Here is a 20,393-nt window from a genome sequence, read left to right as displayed (position 1 = left end):
CTCCTATCCAATTCGAAGGGCAGGATAGCGCCTGTTTATTGCGATCCGGTCAGGAGGGACGGTAAAATTTTACTGAATATGCCGATTTCACCCGGTAACCATGCGACCTAACGCGGAATTTCAGGCTTTTTCGCGAGCAATCGCCTGCCAGCCGATGTCTCGGCGGCAAAAGCCATTGTCCCAGGATACGGCGTCGACCTGTTCATAGGCGCGCGCCTGCGCCTGCGTGACGGTCTTGCCAAGGGCCGTAACATTCAGCACGCGTCCGCCAGTGGCGACAAGCTTGCCGTCCTTCAATGCCGTACCGGCATGGAACACCTTGGTTTCGCCACCTTCGTCCGGAAGCGAGGAAATCGGCGTATTCTTGTCATAAGCGCCGGGATAGCCCTTCGATGCCAGCACGACTGTCAAGGCAGTCTCGTCACGCCATTCAGCGGAGACCTGATCCAGCGTGCCGACAGCCGATGCATGAAGCAGAGGCAAGAGGTCGCTTTTCAGGCGCATGAAGACCACCTGGCATTCAGGATCGCCGAAACGCACATTATATTCGATCAGTTCCGGGCCCTTATTCGTGATCATGAGCCCGGCAAAGAACACGCCTTGAAATGGCATGCCGATCTCCGCCATGCCGCGCATGGTGGGTTCTATGATTTCCTTCATGGTGCGCTCCACCATGTCGGGCGTCATCACCGGTGCCGGCGAATAGGCACCCATACCGCCCGTGTTCGGTCCGGTATCCCCGTCGCCCACGCGCTTGTGGTCCTGCGCGGTCGCAAGCGGTAAAAGCGTCTTGCCGTCGGACAGGCAAAAGAAGCTTGCTTCCTCGCCGTCGAGATAGGCTTCCACCACGACTTCCGCACCGGCCTCTCCAAAGGCTCCCTCGAAGCAGTCGTCAATGGCTGCAAGTGCCTCATCCAGTGTCATCGCCACTGTCACGCCCTTGCCGGCCGCAAGTCCGTCGGCCTTGATCACGATCGGCGCGCCCTGTTCGCGCACATAGGCCTTGGCCTTGGGCGCATTGTTGAAGCGCTGATAGGCACCGGTTGGAATGTTGAAGCGGGCGCAGATATCCTTGGTGAAGCCCTTGGAGCCCTCAAGCTGCGCAGCGGCTGCAGACGGCCCGAAGACGGCAATGTCGGCGCTGCGAAGCGCATCTGCCATGCCGGCAACCAGCGGCGCTTCGGGACCGACAATGACCAGATCGATCTGCTTGTCCTGGGCAAAGGTCACAACGGCTGAATGATCGTCGATATCGAGCGACACCAGTTCGCAATGCTCCGCGATGCCCGGATTGCCCGGCGCGGCATAGAACTTGGTCAGAAGCGGCGATTGCGCGATCTTCCAGGCGAGTGCATGCTCGCGTCCACCCGATCCGATCAGCAATACTTTCATGTCCAAGCTCCTTATGGGATATCCTTGCGCGGTTAAGGGCAGGGGGGCGAAAGGTCAAGGATAAAGAGCGCCGGCCTTGCAGCCTTTCCTGTGGGCGCACGTGCTTCGCCGTTGCCTTGCCGTTTTCGCTGACTACAGTCGCGCGACTGAATTTCTGAGGAACTGACTGCCCATGGCCGACGATATGAAATCCATTGCTGCGATCATTGCAACCGAGATCAAGGCCCGACCGGACCAGGTGGCGTCGGCTGTCGGTCTGCTGGATGAAGGTGCGACCGTTCCCTTTATCGCCCGCTACCGAAAGGAAGTGACGGGTGGGCTCGACGATACCCAGCTGCGCGATCTGGCCGAGCGGCTGACCTATCTTCGCGAACTGGGTGCAAGACGGTCATCGATCTTCGAGAGCATCACCTCGCAGGGCAAGATGACCGATGAACTGGCGGTAAAAATTGCGTCGGTGAAGACCAAGGCGGAACTTGAAGATATCTATCTCCCCTACAAGCCCAAGCGCCGCACCCGCGCCGAGATCGCCCGCGAACGCGGTCTGGGACCGTTGGCCGAAGCCATTCTCGCAGATCGTAGTGCCGATCCGGCAAAGCTTGGGCAAGCCTATCTCACGGAAGAGGTCGCTGACATCAAGACCGCGCTCGACGGTGCCCGCGACATCATCGCGGAAGGCATTGCCGAAAATGCCGATCTGATCGGCCGTCTGCGCAACGACATGAAGGATCGCGCTGTCTTCTATTCCAAGGTGGTCGACGGCAAGGAAACTGCAGGCGAGAAATTCTCGGATTACTTCGACCATTCCGAACGCTGGTCCACAGTGCCGGGTCACCGCGCGCTTGCCATGCTGCGGGGCTGGAACGAGGAGTTCCTGACCCTCACCATCGAAATGGACAAGGACGATCCGTCGCCGATCAAGCCGGCTCAGCGCACAATTGCCGCCGCTTACGACATTCGTGACCGCGGCCCGGGCGACAAATGGCTGATGGACGTTGCCGGATGGACATGGCGGGTCAAACTTTCCATGTCGCTGTCGCTCGACCTGATGCGCGATCTGCGCGAGCGCGCCGAAGAAGAGGCAATCCACGTCTTTGCCCGCAACCTGAAAGATCTCCTCTTGGCAGCCCCCGCCGGCTCGCGTGCCACAATGGGGCTTGATCCGGGCATCCGCACCGGCGTCAAGGTCGCGGTCGTGGACGGCACCGGCAAGGTGCTTGATACCACAACCGTCTATCCTTTCCCGCCCCGCAACGATGTGCGCGGCACCCAGTCCGAGCTCGCTTCCCTCATCCGCAAACACAATATCGAGCTGATTGCGATCGGCAACGGCACCGGTAGCCGCGAGACCGAAAAGCTGGTGGCCGATATGTTGGCACAGATGCCGGCGACAGGTCCCAAGCCCACCAAGGTCATCGTCTCTGAAGCAGGTGCATCCGTCTATTCGGCCTCGGAACTGGCCGCCAGGGAATTCCCCGGTCTCGACGTGTCGCTGCGCGGCGCGGTCTCGATTGCCCGACGCCTGCAGGATCCGCTGGCAGAACTGGTAAAGATCGAACCCAAGGCCATCGGTGTCGGCCAGTATCAGCATGATGTCGACCAGAGCAAGCTGGGTCGCTCGCTCGATGCGGTCGTCGAAGATGCGGTGAATGCCGTTGGCGTCGACCTCAACACAGCCTCGGCACCGCTTTTGGCACGGGTCTCAGGGCTGAGCGCCTCGATTGCGGAGGCCATCGTCGGACATCGCGATCAGTCGGGTGCGTTCGCGAGCCGCAAGGATCTGATGTCGGTGCCGCGTCTGGGAGCGCGCACATTCGAACAATGCGCCGGATTCCTGCGCATCACCAATGGCAAGGAGCCGCTCGACTCTTCGTCCGTTCACCCGGAAGCTTATGGTGTGGCCAAGAAGATCGTCGCTGCCTGCGGGCGGGATCTGCGCTCGCTGATGGGCGACAGCGCCGCGCTCAAACAGGTCGATCCGCGCCAGTTCATCGATGAGAAATTCGGCCTGCCCACCGTCAAGGACATCATTGCCGAACTGGAAAAGCCGGGCCGTGATCCGCGTCCGTCCTTCAAGACGGCAACCTTTGCCGATGGAATTGACGAAATCACCGATCTGAAACCCGGCATGTTGCTGGAAGGCACCGTTACCAATGTCGCCGCCTTCGGCGCCTTTGTCGATATCGGCGTCCACCAGGACGGTCTGGTGCATGTCTCGCAGCTCGCCGATCGTTTTGTCAAAGATCCGCACGAGGTGGTGAAAGCCGGTGATGTGGTCAAGGTTCGCGTGGTTGAGGTCGATGTAAAGCGCAAGCGCATCGGACTGACCATGCGCAAGGATGGCGGCGAGGAAGCACCGCAGTCGATGCGGGAAAAACGCGGTCCGGCTACGCCTCGGCAGTCTTCCCCAAAACCGGGGGGCAAGCCCGAGCAGGCTGCCGTCGGCGGTCTCGGAGCAGCCTTGATGGATGCGATGCGCAAAAAATGAGTGTCCGCCGATAAGACCGTTTCATCAATGAATTTGAGCGGATCTTTTAAAAATATGACGCAACCCGGGCATTCTTCCGCTTGTTTCTGCGAAGAGACGCGCTAACCTTTACAGCATTGCTATCTTTTGATCTTACAATGTTGTGGGGGTGTTAATGACCTCGTCTCTTCGTGAGCTCCTTGGAAGAATTATACGTAAAGGCAATTTGGAAGTCACAGGCGCCGATGGTCGCAAGCAGACCTTCGGCGACGGCAGTGGTCCACCCCTGAAGATCCGCTTCACCGACAACAAGGCCGAAGATGAGGTCTACAGGGACGCGCAATTAAAGCTCGGCGAAGTCTATATGGACGGCCGGCTGATCGTGGAGCAAGGCGAGATCTACGATCTGCTCGCCATGGTCAAATCCAATACTCTGGTTGAGGATCTGAGTTTGGGCATGGCCTGGCGTGGCATTGCCCGCATCGCACTGAACAAGATCCGGTCGATGCTGCCGGTCAATCACAACAAGCGCAACATTGCCCATCATTACGACCTCTCTGCGAAATTATACGATCTCTTCCTCGATGAGGATTGGCAGTATTCCTGCGCCTATTTCAATCCGCCCGATATTTCGCTCGAGGAAGCGCAACTGGCGAAAAAACGCCATATAGCTGCAAAGCTGTTGGCAAAACCTGGCCAGAAGGCACTGGAAATCGGCTCCGGCTGGGGCGGCATGGCCATGTATCTGTCCGAAGCCTGCGATGTGGACGTGACTGGCATCACGCTCAGCGAAGAACAGCTGAAGATTTCGCGCGAACGCGCCGCGAAACGTGGCCTTGCCAACAGCGTTCGCTTCAATCTGCAGGACTATTATTATCTGCCCGCAGAGCGAAACTACGACCGTATCGTCTCGGTCGGAATGTTCGAGCATGTCGGCATCCGCAACTATCCGCGCTTTTTCAACAAGGTGAACGACGTTCTCGCCGATGATGGCGTGATGGTGCTTCACTCGATTGGCCAGCCCTATCCGGCGCTGCTCACCAATCCCTGGATCGAAAAATACATCTTCCCGGGCGGCTATATTCCCTCGCTGGGAGAGGTCATGCCAGCGGTTGAAAAGGCAGGTCTGCTGGTCTGCGATATCGAGATCCTGCCCATGCATTACGGTCACACGCTGCGAAAATGGCGCGAGCGGTTCATGGCCCACAAGCAGGAAGCGATTGCACTGTATGATGAGCGTTTCGTGCGCATGTGGGAGTTCTATCTGGCCGGTTCGGAAATGGCCTTCACCCACGAGAATTTCTTTATCTTCCAGATGCAGATCGCCAAGCAACGAAACGCAGTGCCGGACAACCGCGATTATATCTATGAGCGTGAAGCGGAACTGAAGAGTTTCGAACAGCGCCGCCCACCGCTCGACCGGATCGCGGTTTGAACACGGGTGTTGCGCGCGGGGCGAACCTGCGGGCAATGCTTGCGTCTTTCTGACGTGAACCTTCACATCCCTTGTCCGGCTTGACCGGGCAGGGCGCTGGACTTTAGATGCCGTCATGAAGATTTCTGCTGATTTGACCGACCGCGTTTCGGACGCGCCTTCCACCAATTGGGTCTATCGTTTGCTGCCGCGTGCGGTCTGGCCCTATGCGCAGCTGGCCCGGTGGGACAGGCCCATCGGCTGGCAATTGCTGCTGTGGCCATGCCTCTGGTCGTCGGCGCTGGCTGCCAATCACCTAGCGGCGCAAGACCTCTTGCCGGTTGGCCTGTTCATCTTTCACCTGGTGCTGTTCACCATTGGCGCTATTGCCATGCGCGGTGCCGGCTGCACCTATAATGATATCGTCGACCACGACATCGATATGGCCGTTGCCCGCACCCGGTCGCGGCCCATACCGTCAGGTCGCGTCAGCCGGCAACAGGCCAAGATCTTCATGGTGGCACAGGCGTTTGTCGGTTTGCTGGTGCTGTTATGCCTGAATTCGTTCTCGATCATTCTCGGCCTGTGCTCGCTCAGCCTTGTGGCGATCTATCCCTTTGCCAAGCGCTTTACCGATTGGCCGCAATTCTTTCTGGGGCTTGCTTTTTCCTGGGGTGCCCTGATGGGCTGGGCTGCCCTTGAAGGCGCACTCTCATCGGCAGCCGTCGTGCTTTACGTGGCAGCCGTGGCCTGGACCATCGGTTATGACACCATTTACGCCCATCAGGACAGGGAAGATGACGCCCTGATCGGTGTGCGTTCCACCGCGCGCCTGTTTGGCGAACAGACCAAGCAATGGCTGATTGGCTTTTATGGGTTGACGCTGCTTCTTCTGCTTGCGGCATTCCTGCTCGCGGGCGTTGGCATTCCGGCCTATCTCGGCCTCGCACTCGCTGCGGCAATGCTTGTCTATCAGATCGTCGTCTTGAATATTGACGATGGCGGCGAATGCCTCAGGCTCTTCAAGTTTAATTTCCATGTCGGCGCCATCATTTTCCTGGGGCTGATTATTGCCTTGCCCTTTGCCTGATGTCCCGATTTGACACGAAAAAGGCGGCTCCGAGATTGCCTCGGGGCCGCCTTTTGTTAATGCGCATGCTTTTGATCAGCTGCGGGCAATGATTTCCTTGCCGGAGATTTTCATCGCCACGCCCAGCGAACCCGTCGTGCGGCGGACCAGGAAGCGCGGACGGCGTTCTGCGAAATAGGAATGGCGCCGGCGCGGTGCCATCGGGCGGGTGCGAACCTCGCCCAGGTGATCTTCCAGCGGACGGGCAATGCCGTCGGCTTCAACCATCAGCATCGGGATGCGGAAGGCATCGGCCCAGCCACGCCAGTCAGCGGCGATATCGCTAAGGTCATGGGCAACCAGCAGCGGGATGCACAGTTCCGGATCTTCGTGGTGCAGTTCAAGCGTGACGGTCACTTCCCCGTCGCCATGGTCGATTGCCCGTGCGGCCACACCCTTGAAGGCGCGCGCCGGCAGCGCGAATGAAAGCGGCAGGCCGCTCGCGGGAAGAATTTTCCGCAGTACGGCACCGCGCTCATCGATCGTGATGGTCACATCACCCGAAGTTTCGCGCAGCGCATAGGTCACATGCTGTGGAAATCGCGAGGGGTCCAATCGCAATGTAGCGCCTGCCCAAGCAGGCTTCAAAACCGTATTCGTCATTCGTATTACCCTTGTTTTACCCGAGAGCCGTTGTGCGGTCTTCGCGTCGGGACTTTTCGTCCTCTGAGGGTGGAGAATAGGCGCGGGGTGTCACGGACGACTTAAGAATCGCGGTTAAAAAAAGTTTGAGATGCCAGATGGTTAGCAAAATCGAACGAGGCAGGGTTGCTCAAAAGTAAACCGGACCGCTTTGCTGTGCCGTCCATGAAAAAAGCCACGGGCAAGGCTCGTCGCGCACAATAGCGCCAATCGCTGCAACTATGTCCCATGGAAAAGGCCCCAAATGGTATCGACCTATCTGAGTTATGATCTCGTCTCGCGTGATCTCCGGTCGAGTATGAACCGTACCGCCAGCCAGGCGCAGGTCCAGCGAGACACGGAGTATTACAAGGAGAATATCGGAAAGGTGACCTCTGTCGACGAATTTGTCGACAATTACCGGCTCTACAATTACGCCATGACGGCCTTTGGTCTCGATGACATGGCTTACGCCAAAGCATTTATGAAAAAGGTTCTGGAAAGCGATCTCAGCGACGAGGACAGCTTTGCCAACAAGCTGTCCGATGCGCGCTACCGCGACTTTGCTGCCGCCTACCAGTTCGACAAGGGCACGGAAGTGCCCATGACGAGCAATCAGCTGGACGATGCCATCGGGCTTTATAACCAGAGCATCGAAAATCTCGATACCAGCATTCAGACGGAAACCAACTACTACAATGCCATGATGGGCGAAATTTCCAGCGTCGACGAGTTCCTCTCCAACGAGCGCCTTCGCTCCTACATGTTTACCGCCTTCGAGATCGACGAGAATACCTACGACCGCGATCTGATACGCGGCCTGATGACCTCGGATCTCGATGACGAGAACAGCTATTTTAACACGGAAATCTTGCCGAAGGCGACGAGCGCCAACGAGACCGTGTCTGCCAATGCGCAGACGCTGAGCGATATCGAGGCCCGTCAGACAGCGGTTACGACCATCGCCGCGCTCGAGGCGCTGCCGCAGTCGGTCTCCGATATTGATGATCAGATCTCGGCCTTGGAGGCCTCCAAGTCCGATGCCGGTGCCGATGTCGACGCAATCCAGGCTGAGATCGATGGGCTTGAGACACAGAAAGCCGGACTTTACACGGCAGCGGGCGTCGAAAACCAGAGTGAGATATCCGGAGCGATTAGCACCCAGCAGGCAATTGTCGACAGCTATGCCAGCACCTTGCCGGCGCTCGGTGCCGAGACGACGGCGCTTGTCAGCCAGCTTAACGCTGAAAACTCAACGGCGGCCTCCTATCTCAAATATGCGGCCGGATATCAAAACATCGTCCTTGCCTTTGATTTCAACGCCGACGGCAGCGTGCCTGAAGAAGGCCCGATGACGGAGGAAAACCAGCAGTCGATCAACAACAATTATATCTTCCTCCAGGAGCGTCTGACGAAGACTGGCGCCATGCTCAATGACGAGTATTTCCGCTCCGTCGTCAACACCTTCACCACCGTCGATGAGATGTTCGCGGACAGCCGGGTGGTCAATTATCTGGAGTCAGCCTTCGGTCTCTCAACCTATCCGGCGGTGGTCTCGTCCACCCTGGAGAATGCGATCACCAGTGATCCTGACGATCCGGACAGTTATCTGAACTCCCAATACAAGGGACGCGAATACTACGACAATCTGGTCGCGCTCTCGCGCACATTCAATTTCAAGGACGATGGCACATTGCCTGATGGCGTTCTGCCCGTTGATGAAAGCCAGCTGGATATACTCTCCAGCCGCTATTACTCAGGGTATAATGATGTGGACGAAGCAGCCGACGAGGCTGCGATCGAAGCTTTGAGGAATGCCATCGATTCATTTAATACCGATGACGGTGGGATTGCCACCGTGGATGACCTGTTGGGTAATTCCGCTGTTTACGAATTTGCGATGAAGGCCGTAGGGCTGGATAGCGACGAGGTCACCAAGCGGGTGATGAAGCAGGTTCTGATGAGCGACCTGCAAGATCCGAAGAGTTTCGTCTATACGCTCAAGGATGATCGCTACGTGGAGTTTGCCAAGCTCTTCAACTTCGACACATCGGGAGATCTGACCTGGCCGGTGATGGCACAATCCGAGCTGACAATGCAGGAATATGCCAGCCAGTACATCATCAACAAGAGTAAATTTGCTGACGAGAACGAGAAGGAAAAGATCAAGTCCGACGCCAGCGATGAATCGAAATACTATCAGGATAAGATCGCGGATATGGAGAGCTTGGACGAGCTCCTGTCCGACCGGCGTCTGATCGATTTCGTTCTCGTATCCAAGGGTATCGATCCGGACGATGTGACCGACGACTACATGAAACAGATGTTCCAGTCGGATCTGGACGATCCCAAGAGTTTCGCCAACACCGAACCCGACTATCGTTTCGCTGAAATCGTCGCCTCCTTCAACTTCGACGAGAACGGAAATGTCATTCGCGCCGAAGCCGATTCTCTGCAGACCGATGGCGATGTCATGGAGACGGTAAACCTCTATCTGCGCCAGACCATCGAGTCGCAGCAGGGAGAAGACAATACAGGCGTCCGTCTCGCACTCTATTTTGAGCGCAACGCTCCCAATCTTGTCGACGAATATGATCTGCTCGGCGACGAAGCCATGGTGGAGGTGTTCCGAACGACCTTCGGCTTCACCGAAGAATTCTCCACGATGGATATCGATCAGCAGGCAAAATATGTCGAGAAGAACCTCGATCTTTCCGATTTCCAGGATCCGGAGAAACTCAAGAAATTCATCGGACGCTTTACCGCCATGTATGATGCGGAAAACTCCACGTCCAATAGCCCGGCACTGACATTGCTGACGGGCTCGTCCGGAACCGGCATCAGTGCCGATCTCATGCTTTCGATTGCATCGCTGAAGAGCGGCTGACCGGCCAGATCAACGCTCCTTGACCGCCACCATCTTGCCGGGGTTCATGATCCCGGCCGGATCGAAGGCGGCCTTGATGCGGTTCATCAGTTCGGTCTCGACGGCCGGCCGCGTGGCAATCAGTTCGTCACGTTTCAACTGTCCGACGCCATGTTCTGCCGAAATCGATCCGCCATGGCGACGCACGATGGAATGAACAATGTCGTTTACCTCGTGCCAGCGCTCGAGAAAGGCCACTTTGTCGGCGCCGACGGGCTGGCTGATATTATAATGAATATTGCCATCGCCCAGATGTCCGAAGGCGCAGATGCGCGCGCCCGCAACGGCGGCCAACACGGCCGCATCTGCCTCATGCATGAAAGCGGGCACGCTTGAAACCGGCACGGAGACATCGTGCTTGATCGAGCCGCCCTCCGGCTTTTGCGACAGGGACATGCTATCGCGCAGGTGCCAGATTTCCTTCTGCTGGGCAACGGAACTTGCAATCACCGCATCCTCGATCAGCCCGGTCTCCAATCCCTCTTCCAGCAGTTCCGTCATCATCCGTTCTGCCGCTTCAGCTGTGTCGGATGTTGAAATATCGACCAGCACATACCATGCATGCTCTCCAGAAAGCGGATCGCGGACGCCTGGAATATGTTTGGTGGTAAACTCCACACCGATGCGTGGCATCAGCTCGAAGCCCGTAAGCGCGGAACCGCACAGCATCGAGGCACGATCAAACAGAGCAAGCGCATCTTCGGTCGATTTTACGCCGGCAAAAGCGACCTGATGGCCGCGCGGTTGGGGATAGAGCTTCAATACCGCACCGGTAATGATGCCAAGCGTGCCCTCGGCACCGATGAAGAGATCGCGCAGGTCGAACCCGCTATTGTCCTTTTTGAGCCGGCGCAGACCGTCCCAGATCTCACCTGTCGGAAGAACCACTTCGATACCCAGGCAAAGATGGCGCATATTGCCGTAAGCCAGCACGGCGGTACCGCCGGCATTGGTCGAAAGGTTGCCACCAATCTGGCAGGAACCCTCGGAACCAAGCGAGAGCGGAAAGAGGCGGTGATTGTCCTCGGCAGCCTTTTGCACGGTTGCCAGCACGCAGCCGCCGTCGACCACCACGACATTGGCGACCGGATCGATCTCGCGAATGCGGTTCAGCCTGTCGAGCGACAGCACGATGTCGCGCTGGCCATCACGCGGGACGCCGCCACCCACATGGCCGGTGCGCCCGCCAGCGGGAACGATGGGCGTACCTGTTTCGCTCGCAAGGCGCATGATGTCGGACACCTCCTGGACAGTGCCGGGTTTGAGCACCAGCGGCGAGGCGCCGTGATAAAGGCCGCGCGTTTCTTCCAGATACGGCGCGATATCGCTCTCAGACGTCAGCGCGTTGGCCTCGCCAACGATGGCGATGAACTGCTGGATCAACTCTTCCGGATAGGGGGCTGTCATGAAGGTGCTTCTCCTCAAGCGCCGCGCGGCGCCGCTGCCCGGCTCAGCCGGTCATTGATGGCCTCGCCAAGTCCCGTATCGGGAATGGACGCAACGGCAATACCTGTGGCACCTGCCGCATCGGCCTTTTTCATATAGTCAAACAGGTTGGCCGCGGCTTCGGCAAGGTCGCCGGTGGGACTCAGATTAAGCACAAACAGCGCGTCGCCCTCTCCGGTGATCCTGTCAGTCCCGAATGCAAGCAGCGCTTCGCCAGGCTCGATCGACGAGGCTTCAAGGCGGATAGGGGCATTGGGCGCATAATGCGATGCCAGCATGCCCGGTGCCTCGATTGCAGCGCCCGCTTTTTCCGGGCGCGCAACGGTGAGGCCCGTTGCCGCCTCTATCTCTTCGGCAGCGATGCCGCCCGGCCGCAGCAACCGGATTGCGCCATCTTCTACCTTGACGATGGTCGATTCCACCCCAACCCCGCAATGGCCGCCGTCCAGAATAAGTGAAATGCGCTCGCCCAGATCCTGCGCCACGTGATCGGCGCTTGTCGGGCTGACACGACCGGACGGATTGGCGCTCGGTGCGGCAAGCGGTTTGCCGAATTCAGCAATCAGTCTGGAGGCGAACCCCTTCGGCACGCGGACCCCCACAGTATCGAGGCCGGCAGTCGCGAGGGGATGGATCGCACTATCGCCTTTCAGCGGCAAAACCAGTGTCAGCGGTCCCGGCCAGAACCGTTCAGCAAGCTTTCGCGACAGCGGATCGAACACGGCATGGCGTTCGGCCATGGCAAGATCGGCCATATGGCAGATCAACGGATTGAACCGGGGCCGCCCCTTGGTCTCGTATATGGCGGTGATGGCTGCCGGATTGGTGGCGTCGGCCGCAAGGCCGTATACGGTCTCCGTTGGCACCGCGACGGGATGGCCGGCGGAAAGCACCGCACAGGCTGCCTCCATGGCCAGTGCTGGCGCTTGCGCAATCGATATCCGTCTTGCCATCATGCTCGATCTACCTGCCGTTTTAGCGTCAATAGCCTGTCTTGGCGGTGGGGATCAAACGCTCTTTTTCTGTGGATTGGAAATGCTGTCGCTACAGGCAATACCCCCGCGATCAGGCCCGTAATGCAGATCGGTCAAATTTTATGGATCGTTGTAAGAGAAAGAAAGAAACCTTCGCATACAGTTGCTGACAGGGAAGTTTGGACCATGTGCGGGAAAGAACAAAAAGATGCAGCCTCTTAAAAATCCGGCATCCAGTATCGCATTGCGCGTGGCAACCGCCATGCACCAGATGGGCATTGATGGCCTGCCGCGCAATTACGAACTGGTCTACGAGGCCTATTCCGGCGCCAATCCGGATCTGGTGCGTGAGTTTATCGCGCTGGGCAAGAACAAGACCCAGGAAGCGCTGGACGAACTCGGTCGTAAATATCTCCCCCACCATCACGAGGAAAGCATTCTTGGCCGTCATAACGGCAGGGTGCGCAAGGAGATGAGCAGCTTCATCAACCTCCTCAACGAGGAGAAGATCTCGCTGAGCGATTATGGCCGCCTGATCGGCGATGCTACCCGAGTGATCCTGAAGGAAGTCGGAGACGAGAGTAAGGGGCTTGGAAAATCGATTGCAGCGCTGAAGGCCGCCACGGAAAAGCGCGCCAACCAGAACAGCTCCGTGGTGCGCGCCGTGGTCGGAAAGACCGCAACGCTTGCCGAAATCCAGCGTGAGGCCGATGATGCCGATACGGCAAGATATGTCGATGCGCTCACCGGTCTTGGCAGCCGACGCGCGTTCAACAAGGCGCTCGCCAAGGTTTATGTGAACCCAGAAATGCCATTGATGTGCGGTCTCGCCATAGGTGAGATCGACGAATATACGCGGCTCACCGAACAGATGGGGCCGGCCGCTGCCGACCGTTTCTTGAAACAGGTCGCCAAGGTGATCGAGGCGCTGGCGGGGGGCGAGGATCTTGCCTGCCGTTTCGACGGTGGCCGCTTCGGCATGCTCTTCTACACGACCGACGAGGCCGAGATTTGCCGGCTGGTGGATCTCGTCCGTGCAAAACTGCGCAGCACTGCCGTGGTCAATACGGGCTCCGGACGTTCGCTCGGTCAGGTCCTGATGTCGTTTGGTATCTGCCTGTCGCAACAGGCACCCAATGCCTTCGACTTCACCAATCACGCCGAAAAGGCGCTCTCCACGTCCAAGGCCGCCGGCGGCGACACCGTCACGATCTATGGCACAAGCGATCCGTCATTCGTGCCCAAGGACTGGCTGATCTACAAGAAGCAGGTTGTCCCCGAAAAGGCGCAACGCTGAACTCTAAAGCCGGTCGATGGCGTCGCGCAGTTGCGGCGTCGCGGCCCCCAGCTTCAGCACGTTCTTCAGCGCGACCATCGGGTCATGTGTCTTGAACAGCAGGCCGTTGGGGCGGATAGAGCGGTCGATTGAAAATGTTCGCGTCGGGCGCTCGGGCTGCATGGCGACAGCGAAATACATGCGCGAATAATGGGGCTGGATGCGGTCGAAAAATGCGCCATCCTCGCCGATATCCGAAAAGAAGTTGGCGATATAGAAAGACCATTTCACGTCTGCAAAACTGGCGAAATTGGTACGCGAAGCGGTAACATGGCAATAGCCGAGATGCGGCGTGTCGGCAAATGTGCGGTGAAATACGATCCGGGGAAAGCGGATAGAGCGGTGGAATGAATTGATGCGCTCATGGGATTTCTCGCCCACCGCCTGCAAACGCTTTCCGGTCTTCTCCGCCACCTCCGCATAGCTAAGATAGCGACGTTCCTCCGAGACCCAGTCTTCCCGGCGCCGCGAAATACGACCTGTCCGCAGGAATTCCGAATGCGCAGTTTCTACAGCCTGCGGAACCGCAGCCTGTTTCTCGTTCTTCGCATAATATCGCAGTTCTGACTTGGACACGCTTGTAACTCCTGTACGTCGACGGATCTAAAAACGGTCCGAATCGACTTTCTTGGGAACAAACATGCCACGAAACGATTTCCCGAACCTTGCCGCTGCATTTTCCGTTGAAGGTTTTCAGGCCGGAAACCGTGAGCTGTTTCGACAAGAAGCCGGGTGCGGAACGCGTTAATCTTGCATTCAGGTTGGTTTTTCTAGGTTACCTACACGGAATTCGGCAACAGGTGAGATCGTTCCTTCAGGAACCTTCGCCTGCTTCGAACCGGTAGAAACGGTGAAGGGAGAATACAATGTCAAATATGTTCAAGCGCCTCACAACGACCGGCATTGCCATGGCGGTCGTCCTCGGCAGCTTCATGCCATCCGGCGCAGCCATGTTGCCTGTTCAGTCGCAGGCTTCCGTAGCCGTCGAAGGTGGCAACAATATCGTCGAAGTGAAGCACAGAGGTTATCGCCGCGGCTATTATCACGGTCATCGCGGTTATCGCCACAAGCGCCCCGGCTATCGTTATTATGACGGTTTCTGGTTCCCGCTGGCCGCCTTCGGTGCCGGTGCCATCATCGGCGGTGCCATTGCCCAGCCCGCACCGCCACCGCGTGCAGGTGCGATCAATCCGCGCCATTACCGCTGGTGCGCTGATCGTTATCGCTCCTACGATGCGCGCAGCAACACCTACCAGCCGTATAACGGTCCGCGTCGTCAGTGCCTTTCGCCGTACTATTGAGGCAAGTGCATCGATTGAAAACCAACGCCCGGCATTGCCGGGCGTTTTGCGTTTGAGCCGGAGACCATGCGGCGAACCCACCGCATCTCTCTTCCGGTGACTTGAGGCTAGCCAACCAGTGCGTTGTCGTCGCGCTTGATCGCGATGATCGTCGAGCGCGGCAGCTTGCCTTCGCCGTCCGGGAAGGGCGCGTCGGGATGCTGGATGCCAACGAAGTGGGTGCGGCGGTCGGCAGACCAGGTCTGGCCTGTGACTTCCGATCCCTTCGGCGCTGTCAGGAAGCGCTCGATGCGGCCCGTTGCCGGATCGCCTGCAAGCATCTGGTTATTGCCCTGGCCTGCAAAATCATCCTCGTTGCTGTCCTCGCCATCGGTCTGGATCCACAAGAGACCGGTGGTGTCGAACATCATGCCATCGGGAGAGTTGAACATATTGCCCGAATTGATGTTGGTCGAACCGGCATAGGCATCCTTGTGGACATCCGGATTACCGGCCATGCAGAACAGGTCCCACTGGAACTTGCCGTCGGCATGATCGTCATTTTCCGGATACCAGCGCACGATCTGGCCATATTCATTCTTCTCGCGCGGGTTCGGGCCACCGACCGGTGTCGCGTCGCCGCCGGCATTCGGCTTGACGCCGCGGTTCTTGTTGTTGGTCAGCGCGCAATAGGCTTCGACCGCAATCGGGTTGATCGCAACCCATTCCGGACGGTCCATCGTCGTGGCACCGACCTTTGATGCCGCCATGCGGGTAAAGACGAGGATTTCGTCCATCTTCATGCCGGTTGTGTCCGGCGTCAGGGCAAGCCATTCACCATTGCCGTCATCGCTGAACTTGGCGACGTAAAGCGTGCCCTTGTCGAGCAGCGTCGAGGTGTCGTTTCCGGCCACATAGACGTCGTCGGAAACGAACTTGTAGAGATACTCGCCGCGCTCGTCGTCCCCCATATAGACGATCACGCGACCGTCGCGGGCAATCGCCACGGCAGCATTCTCATGCTTGATACGACCCAGTGCTGTGCGCTTGACCGGTGTCGAGGAGGCGTCCGACGGGTCGATCTCGACGACATAGCCTGCACGATGCGGTTCGTTCGGGTTCTTCGAGATGTCGAAGCGCGGATCGAACTGCTCATAGGCATAACGTGTCTCGTTCGAGATGCCGTAACGCTTGTAGTCTTCCGGCAGGGTGAAATCCGCATCGGTCGATCCGAAATAGCCGTTGAAGTTTTCTTCGCAGGTGAGGTAGGTGCCCCATGGTGTGCGACCGGCACCGCAATTGTTGAAGGTCCCGAGACATTCCGTGCCGGTTGGGTCGGCTTCGGTCTTCAACAGATCGGAACCGGCGGCGGGGCCGGAAATTTTCATCGGCGTATTGTGGTGGATACGACGGTTGAACGGGCTGTCGAGCACGATCTCCCAGCCATTGTCGCCTTCAGCCACTTCCATCACGGTCACACCCTGCATGTTCTGCAGGATCTTCACGTCATCGGCGCTCTTCGGCATGCCCTTTTCGTTGTGCGGAAGATTGATCTCCGGGTTCACATATTCATGGTTTACAGCGATCAGCTGATGACCGCCCACCACGAACAGTTCCATGCCGTCGGTGTTCTCGCCGAATACCTTGTCGGAATTCTCGACGCTCACGCCATTGGCCGGGTCGACGTCGCTGACGTTGGAAAACAGCGGCTGGCCCCACTTGGCAAGCGGCTTCCAGTGATAGCCTTCGGGCACATGCACGGTATGGTCTGTTGCAATCGGAACCGGCTTGAAGGCAAAGCGGCTGGCTGCTTCCTGTGCCTCAGCCGAGGTCGAAGACATCAGGTTGCCAACTGTGCCCATGGCAGCCGCTGCCGAACCCATCGCCAGCACGCCACCCAGAAAGCCGCGACGCGAAATCGCGCGCTCGACCACGCGGTCGAATTCGGTTTCTGCCGGCGGCGGCGTCTGCAATTCGTCCCATTCGTCCCAGGACAGTTTGGATGTGTCGATATCGCTCATGGATTTTCCCTCGTTCACGTTTGGAATGGTTCCAGATGCGCGAATAGACTGTGAAAATCACAGCCGAATGACGATAGAGACATTTTACGGTTTGAGCGCATATGGTCGAAAATTTCTCCCCATATGCAATTCCAAAAAGTTGACGTTTACGTAAAAATCAACTAGCCAAGGAAAGGGATGGAAACTTCGCGAACATGGCGACATGATCGGCGCTCGCGAGGCATGGAAGGCAGGAGGATTGCATGTACAAGGCACCCGTTGACGAGATTGCGTTTACGCTCAAGCACGTGGCCAATATGGGCGATGCGCTCGATAAGGGGCTGCTTGGCGATCTGAGCGACGATCTGGTCGATGCCATCCTCCAGGAAGCCGGACGGTTCGCCACCGACGAGGTAGCCCCGCTCGCGGAAGTCGGCGATCGTCAGGGCGCCAGGCTTTTGGACGGAAAGGTCACGGTACCGGACGGCTGGGCCGATCTTTACCGGCATTGGGCCGAAGGTGGCTGGAATGCGCTGACAGCACCGGAGGAATTCGGCGGTCAGGCCCTGCCGCATATGCTCAATGTCGCCGCGCTGGAAATGTGGAATTCCGGTTCCATGGCTTTTGCCCTCGGTCCGACACTCACCATGGGCGCGTCTGAAGCCCTGAGCGCACACGGCGCGCCGGAGCTCAAGGAAAAATACCTGCACAAGATGGTGTCCGGCGAATGGACGGCCACCATGAACCTCACCGAACCGCATGCAGGCTCCGATCTCGGTGTGATGAAAACCCGAGCCGAGCGCCGCGACGACGGCACCTACCGGATCTTCGGCCAGAAGATCTTTATCACCTGGGGCGACCACGAGATCACCGACAATATCGTCCATCTTGTTCTGGCCCGCTTGCCGGATGCCCCGGCTGGAACCCGTGGCATCTCGCTCTTTCTGGTGCCGAAATATATCCTGAACGACGGCGGCACGCCCGGCGCCCGCAACGATCTCTATTGCCATTCTCTGGAACACAAGCTCGGCATTCACGGCTCGCCCACCTGCACCATGATCTATGGCGACGGCAAGTTTGGCGACGAAGCCGGTGCCGTGGGCTATCTGATCGGTGAGGAAAACCGCGGGCTGGCCTGCATGTTCACCATGATGAACAATGCGCGTCTGGCGGTCGGCATGCAGGGTGTCGCGATCTGCGAGGCAGCCACCCAGAAGGCGGTGGAATACGCCAGGGACCGCACGCAGGGGAAAGCGCCCGGCTGGTCTGGTTCGGGTATGAGCCCGATCATCGAACATCCGGATGTTGCACGCACGCTCGTTACCATGAAGGCCTTGACGCAAGGGTCGCGCGCCATCTGCTATTCCTGCGCCAACGCCATCGACCTGTCGCACCGCATGGAAGGTTCTGACGCCGCGCACTGGACGGAACGTGCCGCCCTTTTGACACCGATTGCCAAGAGCTTTGCCACTGATTGCGGCGTGGACGTCGCCTCGCTGGGTATCCAGGTGCATGGCGGCATGGGCTTCATCGAGGAAACCGGTGCCGCCCGTTATTGGCGCGACGCTCGCATTGCCCCGATCTATGAGGGCACAAACGGCATTCAGGCCATCGACCTCGTCACCCGCAAGCTGCCGCTCTCGAACGGAGATCAGGTGCGTGGCTTCATCGCCGAACTGAAAGACATCGCCTCAGCGGTCCGCGTGTCCAATCGCGATGGTTTCGCAGAAACAGCCGATCGCCTCGACGCCAGCATTGCCGATCTTGAGGCCGCAACCGACTGGCTGCTGATGCAGCTCTCCAAGGGCGATCAGACAGCCGCTTTGTCTGGAGCGACGCCTTATCTGCGCCTGTTCGGTCTGACGTTGACCGGTGCCTATCTTGCCAAGGGTGCGCTCGCCGAGGAAGAGCACGGGCGCGACCACCGCATCGCCCTGTGCCGCTTTGCCGCCGAAAACCTGATCGCCGAAACGGCCGCGCTGAAAGACCGCGTCATCAATGGCGAGGCGAGCCTCGCCGCCGCCCGCGCGGTCTTGGGGTGAGGGTTCATTCCCCGTCCCAACGTCTCCCCACAAGGGGGAGGGGCTGATGCGCCGAGATCGGTCGCGACCGCTGCGACCCGGAATTATCCCCTTGTGGGGGAGATGGCTGGCAGGCCAGGGGCGCAATTGATGCCGTCGGCAGCGACGCCAGGAGAAACAAGCTCACGGAGAGCCATCCAATGACCGACCACATCCTGATCGAACGTCCAGACGCCTATCCCGGCGTTCTCGTCATCCGCTTCAATCGCCCGGAAAAGAAGAATGCGATCACGCAGGCCATGTATCTGCGCATGATCGAGGGGTTAAAGGAAGCCGACGGCGATGAGGCCGTTCGCGCCGTTGCCTTCCTCGGCACCGAAGGCAGTTTTTCCGCAGGCAATGACATGATGGATTTTCTGGCCTTTGCCATGGCGGGTGCAACGGGTGAGCCGGCAGCCTTCTCGTTCTTAAAAGCGCTTGTTGGTGCCAGAAAGCCGCTTGTCTCTGGCGTGGATGGCTTGGCTATCGGTATCGGCACCACGCTGCACATGCATTGCGATCTGACCATTGCCTCTGATCGCAGCCTGTTCAAGACGCCGTTCGTGGATCTGGCATTGGTGCCCGAAGCCGGCTCCAGCCTGCTTGCCCCCTTGATGATGGGCCATCAACGCGCCTTCGCCCTTCTGGCGCTCGGCGAAGGGTTTTCAGCCGAAGTGGCCAGACAGGCCGGGCTCATCTGGAAGGTCGTGTCCCCCGAAGCGGTGGAGACCGAAACTCTGTCGCTGGCTGCAACCATTGCCACAAAGCCTCCTGAAGCCATGAGGATCTCGCGCGATCTCGTCCGCGGCGATCGCGATCAGTTGCTGGCGCGCATGGAAGAAGAGCTGAAACACTTTCTCGCACAGCTGAGAAGCACTGAGGCTCGCGCCGCATTCGAGGCCTTTATGAAAGGTCGTGGGTGAGGGGGCAGAGTGAGGCTTGATCCATATCGTCCGGGAACCGGTGCTTAAGGCTTGTCGTTGATACGATAATCGCTATCTGTGTTTCTGATTTCGAAGAGGTGTTCGTATGTTGATGAGTAGAATAGCCTTGGGTTTGATGCTGACGTTTGTCGCCTCTATGGCTAGCGCCGCAAATCTCACCCCCACCGCACAGGCAACGCAGCTGGCTCAGCTCCAGATGTCGCAGGCCCAAACGGGTATCACCATCAAGGAGAAGACCAAGCCGGACCGCGAGCATGGCTATCAGCCACGCCGTTATTGCATCATCGACAATGACCGTTTTTGCCGCGCCGACAATGATCGCGTGGGCGGCGTCTGCCGGTGCTCGGGCATGACGGGCAGCGGCAGGGTGGTGGTGCGCTAACAGCGATTGCTATTGCCCGAGA

At 58.4% G+C, this 20,393-nt stretch carries 15 protein-coding genes; 9 read left to right on the top strand and 6 right to left on the bottom strand.

The features are described 5' to 3' along the window. Window positions 1-120: 120 nt before the first annotated feature. On the bottom strand, window positions 121-1,392 hold the full coding sequence (gene purD / locus ACWPM9_RS16350) for a phosphoribosylamine--glycine ligase (protein ID WP_484755826.1): 1,272 nt from the start codon (window positions 1,390-1,392) through the stop codon (window positions 121-123). 172 nt (window positions 1,393-1,564) lie between these two features. On the opposite strand from purD, the gene ACWPM9_RS16345 reads away from it, so the two are divergent. The 3 genes from ACWPM9_RS16345 to ubiA all read left to right on the top strand — a co-directional run bounded on the left by ACWPM9_RS16345 (window position 1,565) and on the right by ubiA (window position 6,363). Next, window positions 1,565-3,880 carry a Tex family protein gene (locus tag ACWPM9_RS16345; RefSeq protein WP_484755825.1) on the top strand — a complete coding sequence of 772 codons (2,316 nt, stop codon included), beginning with the start codon at window positions 1,565-1,567 and terminating at the stop codon, window positions 3,878-3,880. Between the two features lie 154 nt (window positions 3,881-4,034). Continuing rightward, window positions 4,035-5,294, top strand: a complete 1,260-nt coding sequence (locus ACWPM9_RS16340) for a cyclopropane fatty acid synthase (protein WP_484755824.1) — start codon at window positions 4,035-4,037, stop codon at window positions 5,292-5,294. Between the two features lie 115 nt (window positions 5,295-5,409). Then, on the top strand, window positions 5,410-6,363 hold the full coding sequence (gene ubiA, locus ACWPM9_RS16335) for a 4-hydroxybenzoate octaprenyltransferase (RefSeq protein WP_484755823.1): 954 nt from the start codon (window positions 5,410-5,412) through the stop codon (window positions 6,361-6,363). A gap of 75 nt (window positions 6,364-6,438) precedes the next feature. Here the strand turns inward: ubiA and ACWPM9_RS16330 are convergent, their stop codons facing one another. Next, window positions 6,439-7,005, bottom strand: a complete 567-nt coding sequence (locus ACWPM9_RS16330) for a DUF6101 family protein (protein ID WP_428185657.1) — start codon at window positions 7,003-7,005, stop codon at window positions 6,439-6,441. Window positions 7,006-7,288: 283 nt separating this feature from the next. On the opposite strand from ACWPM9_RS16330, the gene ACWPM9_RS16325 reads away from it, so the two are divergent. Beyond that, on the top strand, window positions 7,289-9,910 hold the full coding sequence (locus ACWPM9_RS16325) for a DUF1217 domain-containing protein (protein WP_484755822.1): 2,622 nt from the start codon (window positions 7,289-7,291) through the stop codon (window positions 9,908-9,910). 9 nt (window positions 9,911-9,919) lie between these two features. On the opposite strand, the gene ACWPM9_RS16320 is transcribed toward ACWPM9_RS16325, so the two are convergent. Together ACWPM9_RS16320 and ACWPM9_RS16315 are read right to left on the bottom strand one after the other, a co-directional pair. Beyond that, on the bottom strand, window positions 9,920-11,356 hold the full coding sequence (locus ACWPM9_RS16320; protein ID WP_484755821.1) for an FAD-binding oxidoreductase: 1,437 nt from the start codon (window positions 11,354-11,356) through the stop codon (window positions 9,920-9,922). 14 nt (window positions 11,357-11,370) lie between these two features. Further along, on the bottom strand, window positions 11,371-12,348 hold the full coding sequence (locus ACWPM9_RS16315) for an L-threonylcarbamoyladenylate synthase (RefSeq protein ID WP_484757667.1): 978 nt from the start codon (window positions 12,346-12,348) through the stop codon (window positions 11,371-11,373). Window positions 12,349-12,577: 229 nt separating this feature from the next. Here ACWPM9_RS16315 and ACWPM9_RS16310 point away from each other — a divergent pair, with 229 nt between their 5' ends. After that, window positions 12,578-13,666 (top strand): GGDEF domain-containing protein, encoded by a 1,089-nt coding sequence (locus ACWPM9_RS16310; protein WP_428185654.1) that lies wholly within the window; start codon window positions 12,578-12,580, stop codon window positions 13,664-13,666. A 3-nt stretch (window positions 13,667-13,669) separates the two neighbouring features. Here the strand turns inward: ACWPM9_RS16310 and ACWPM9_RS16305 are convergent, their stop codons facing one another. Further along, window positions 13,670-14,281 carry a DUF6656 family protein gene (locus tag ACWPM9_RS16305; RefSeq protein WP_484755820.1) on the bottom strand — a complete coding sequence of 204 codons (612 nt, stop codon included), beginning with the start codon at window positions 14,279-14,281 and terminating at the stop codon, window positions 13,670-13,672. A 290-nt stretch (window positions 14,282-14,571) separates the two neighbouring features. Here ACWPM9_RS16305 and ACWPM9_RS16300 point away from each other — a divergent pair, with 290 nt between their 5' ends. Next, the gene (locus ACWPM9_RS16300; protein WP_428185652.1) at window positions 14,572-15,006 is read left to right on the top strand and encodes a BA14K family protein; all 435 of its coding nucleotides are present in this window, start codon (window positions 14,572-14,574) and stop codon (window positions 15,004-15,006) included. 107 nt (window positions 15,007-15,113) lie between these two features. On the opposite strand, the gene ACWPM9_RS16295 is transcribed toward ACWPM9_RS16300, so the two are convergent. Beyond that, window positions 15,114-17,006, bottom strand: a complete 1,893-nt coding sequence (locus tag ACWPM9_RS16295; RefSeq protein WP_484755819.1) for a PhoX family protein — start codon at window positions 17,004-17,006, stop codon at window positions 15,114-15,116. A 242-nt stretch (window positions 17,007-17,248) separates the two neighbouring features. Here ACWPM9_RS16295 and ACWPM9_RS16290 point away from each other — a divergent pair, with 242 nt between their 5' ends. The 3 genes from ACWPM9_RS16290 (at window position 17,249) to ACWPM9_RS16280 (ending at window position 20,371) form a co-directional block, all read left to right on the top strand. Next, window positions 17,249-19,027, top strand: a complete 1,779-nt coding sequence (locus ACWPM9_RS16290; RefSeq protein WP_484755818.1) for an acyl-CoA dehydrogenase family protein — start codon at window positions 17,249-17,251, stop codon at window positions 19,025-19,027. 179 nt (window positions 19,028-19,206) lie between these two features. Next, on the top strand, window positions 19,207-19,968 hold the full coding sequence (locus ACWPM9_RS16285; RefSeq protein ID WP_484755817.1) for a crotonase/enoyl-CoA hydratase family protein: 762 nt from the start codon (window positions 19,207-19,209) through the stop codon (window positions 19,966-19,968). A 136-nt stretch (window positions 19,969-20,104) separates the two neighbouring features. Further along, entirely contained in the window at window positions 20,105-20,371 is a 267-nt protein-coding gene (locus ACWPM9_RS16280) for a hypothetical protein (protein ID WP_484755816.1), read from the top strand. Window positions 20,372-20,393 lie beyond the last annotated feature (22 nt).

The organism is Agrobacterium sp. H141, assembly GCF_057158725.1.
Note: the sequence above shows the minus strand (reverse complement) of the source record. Positions and strands in the feature narration are given on the sequence as shown.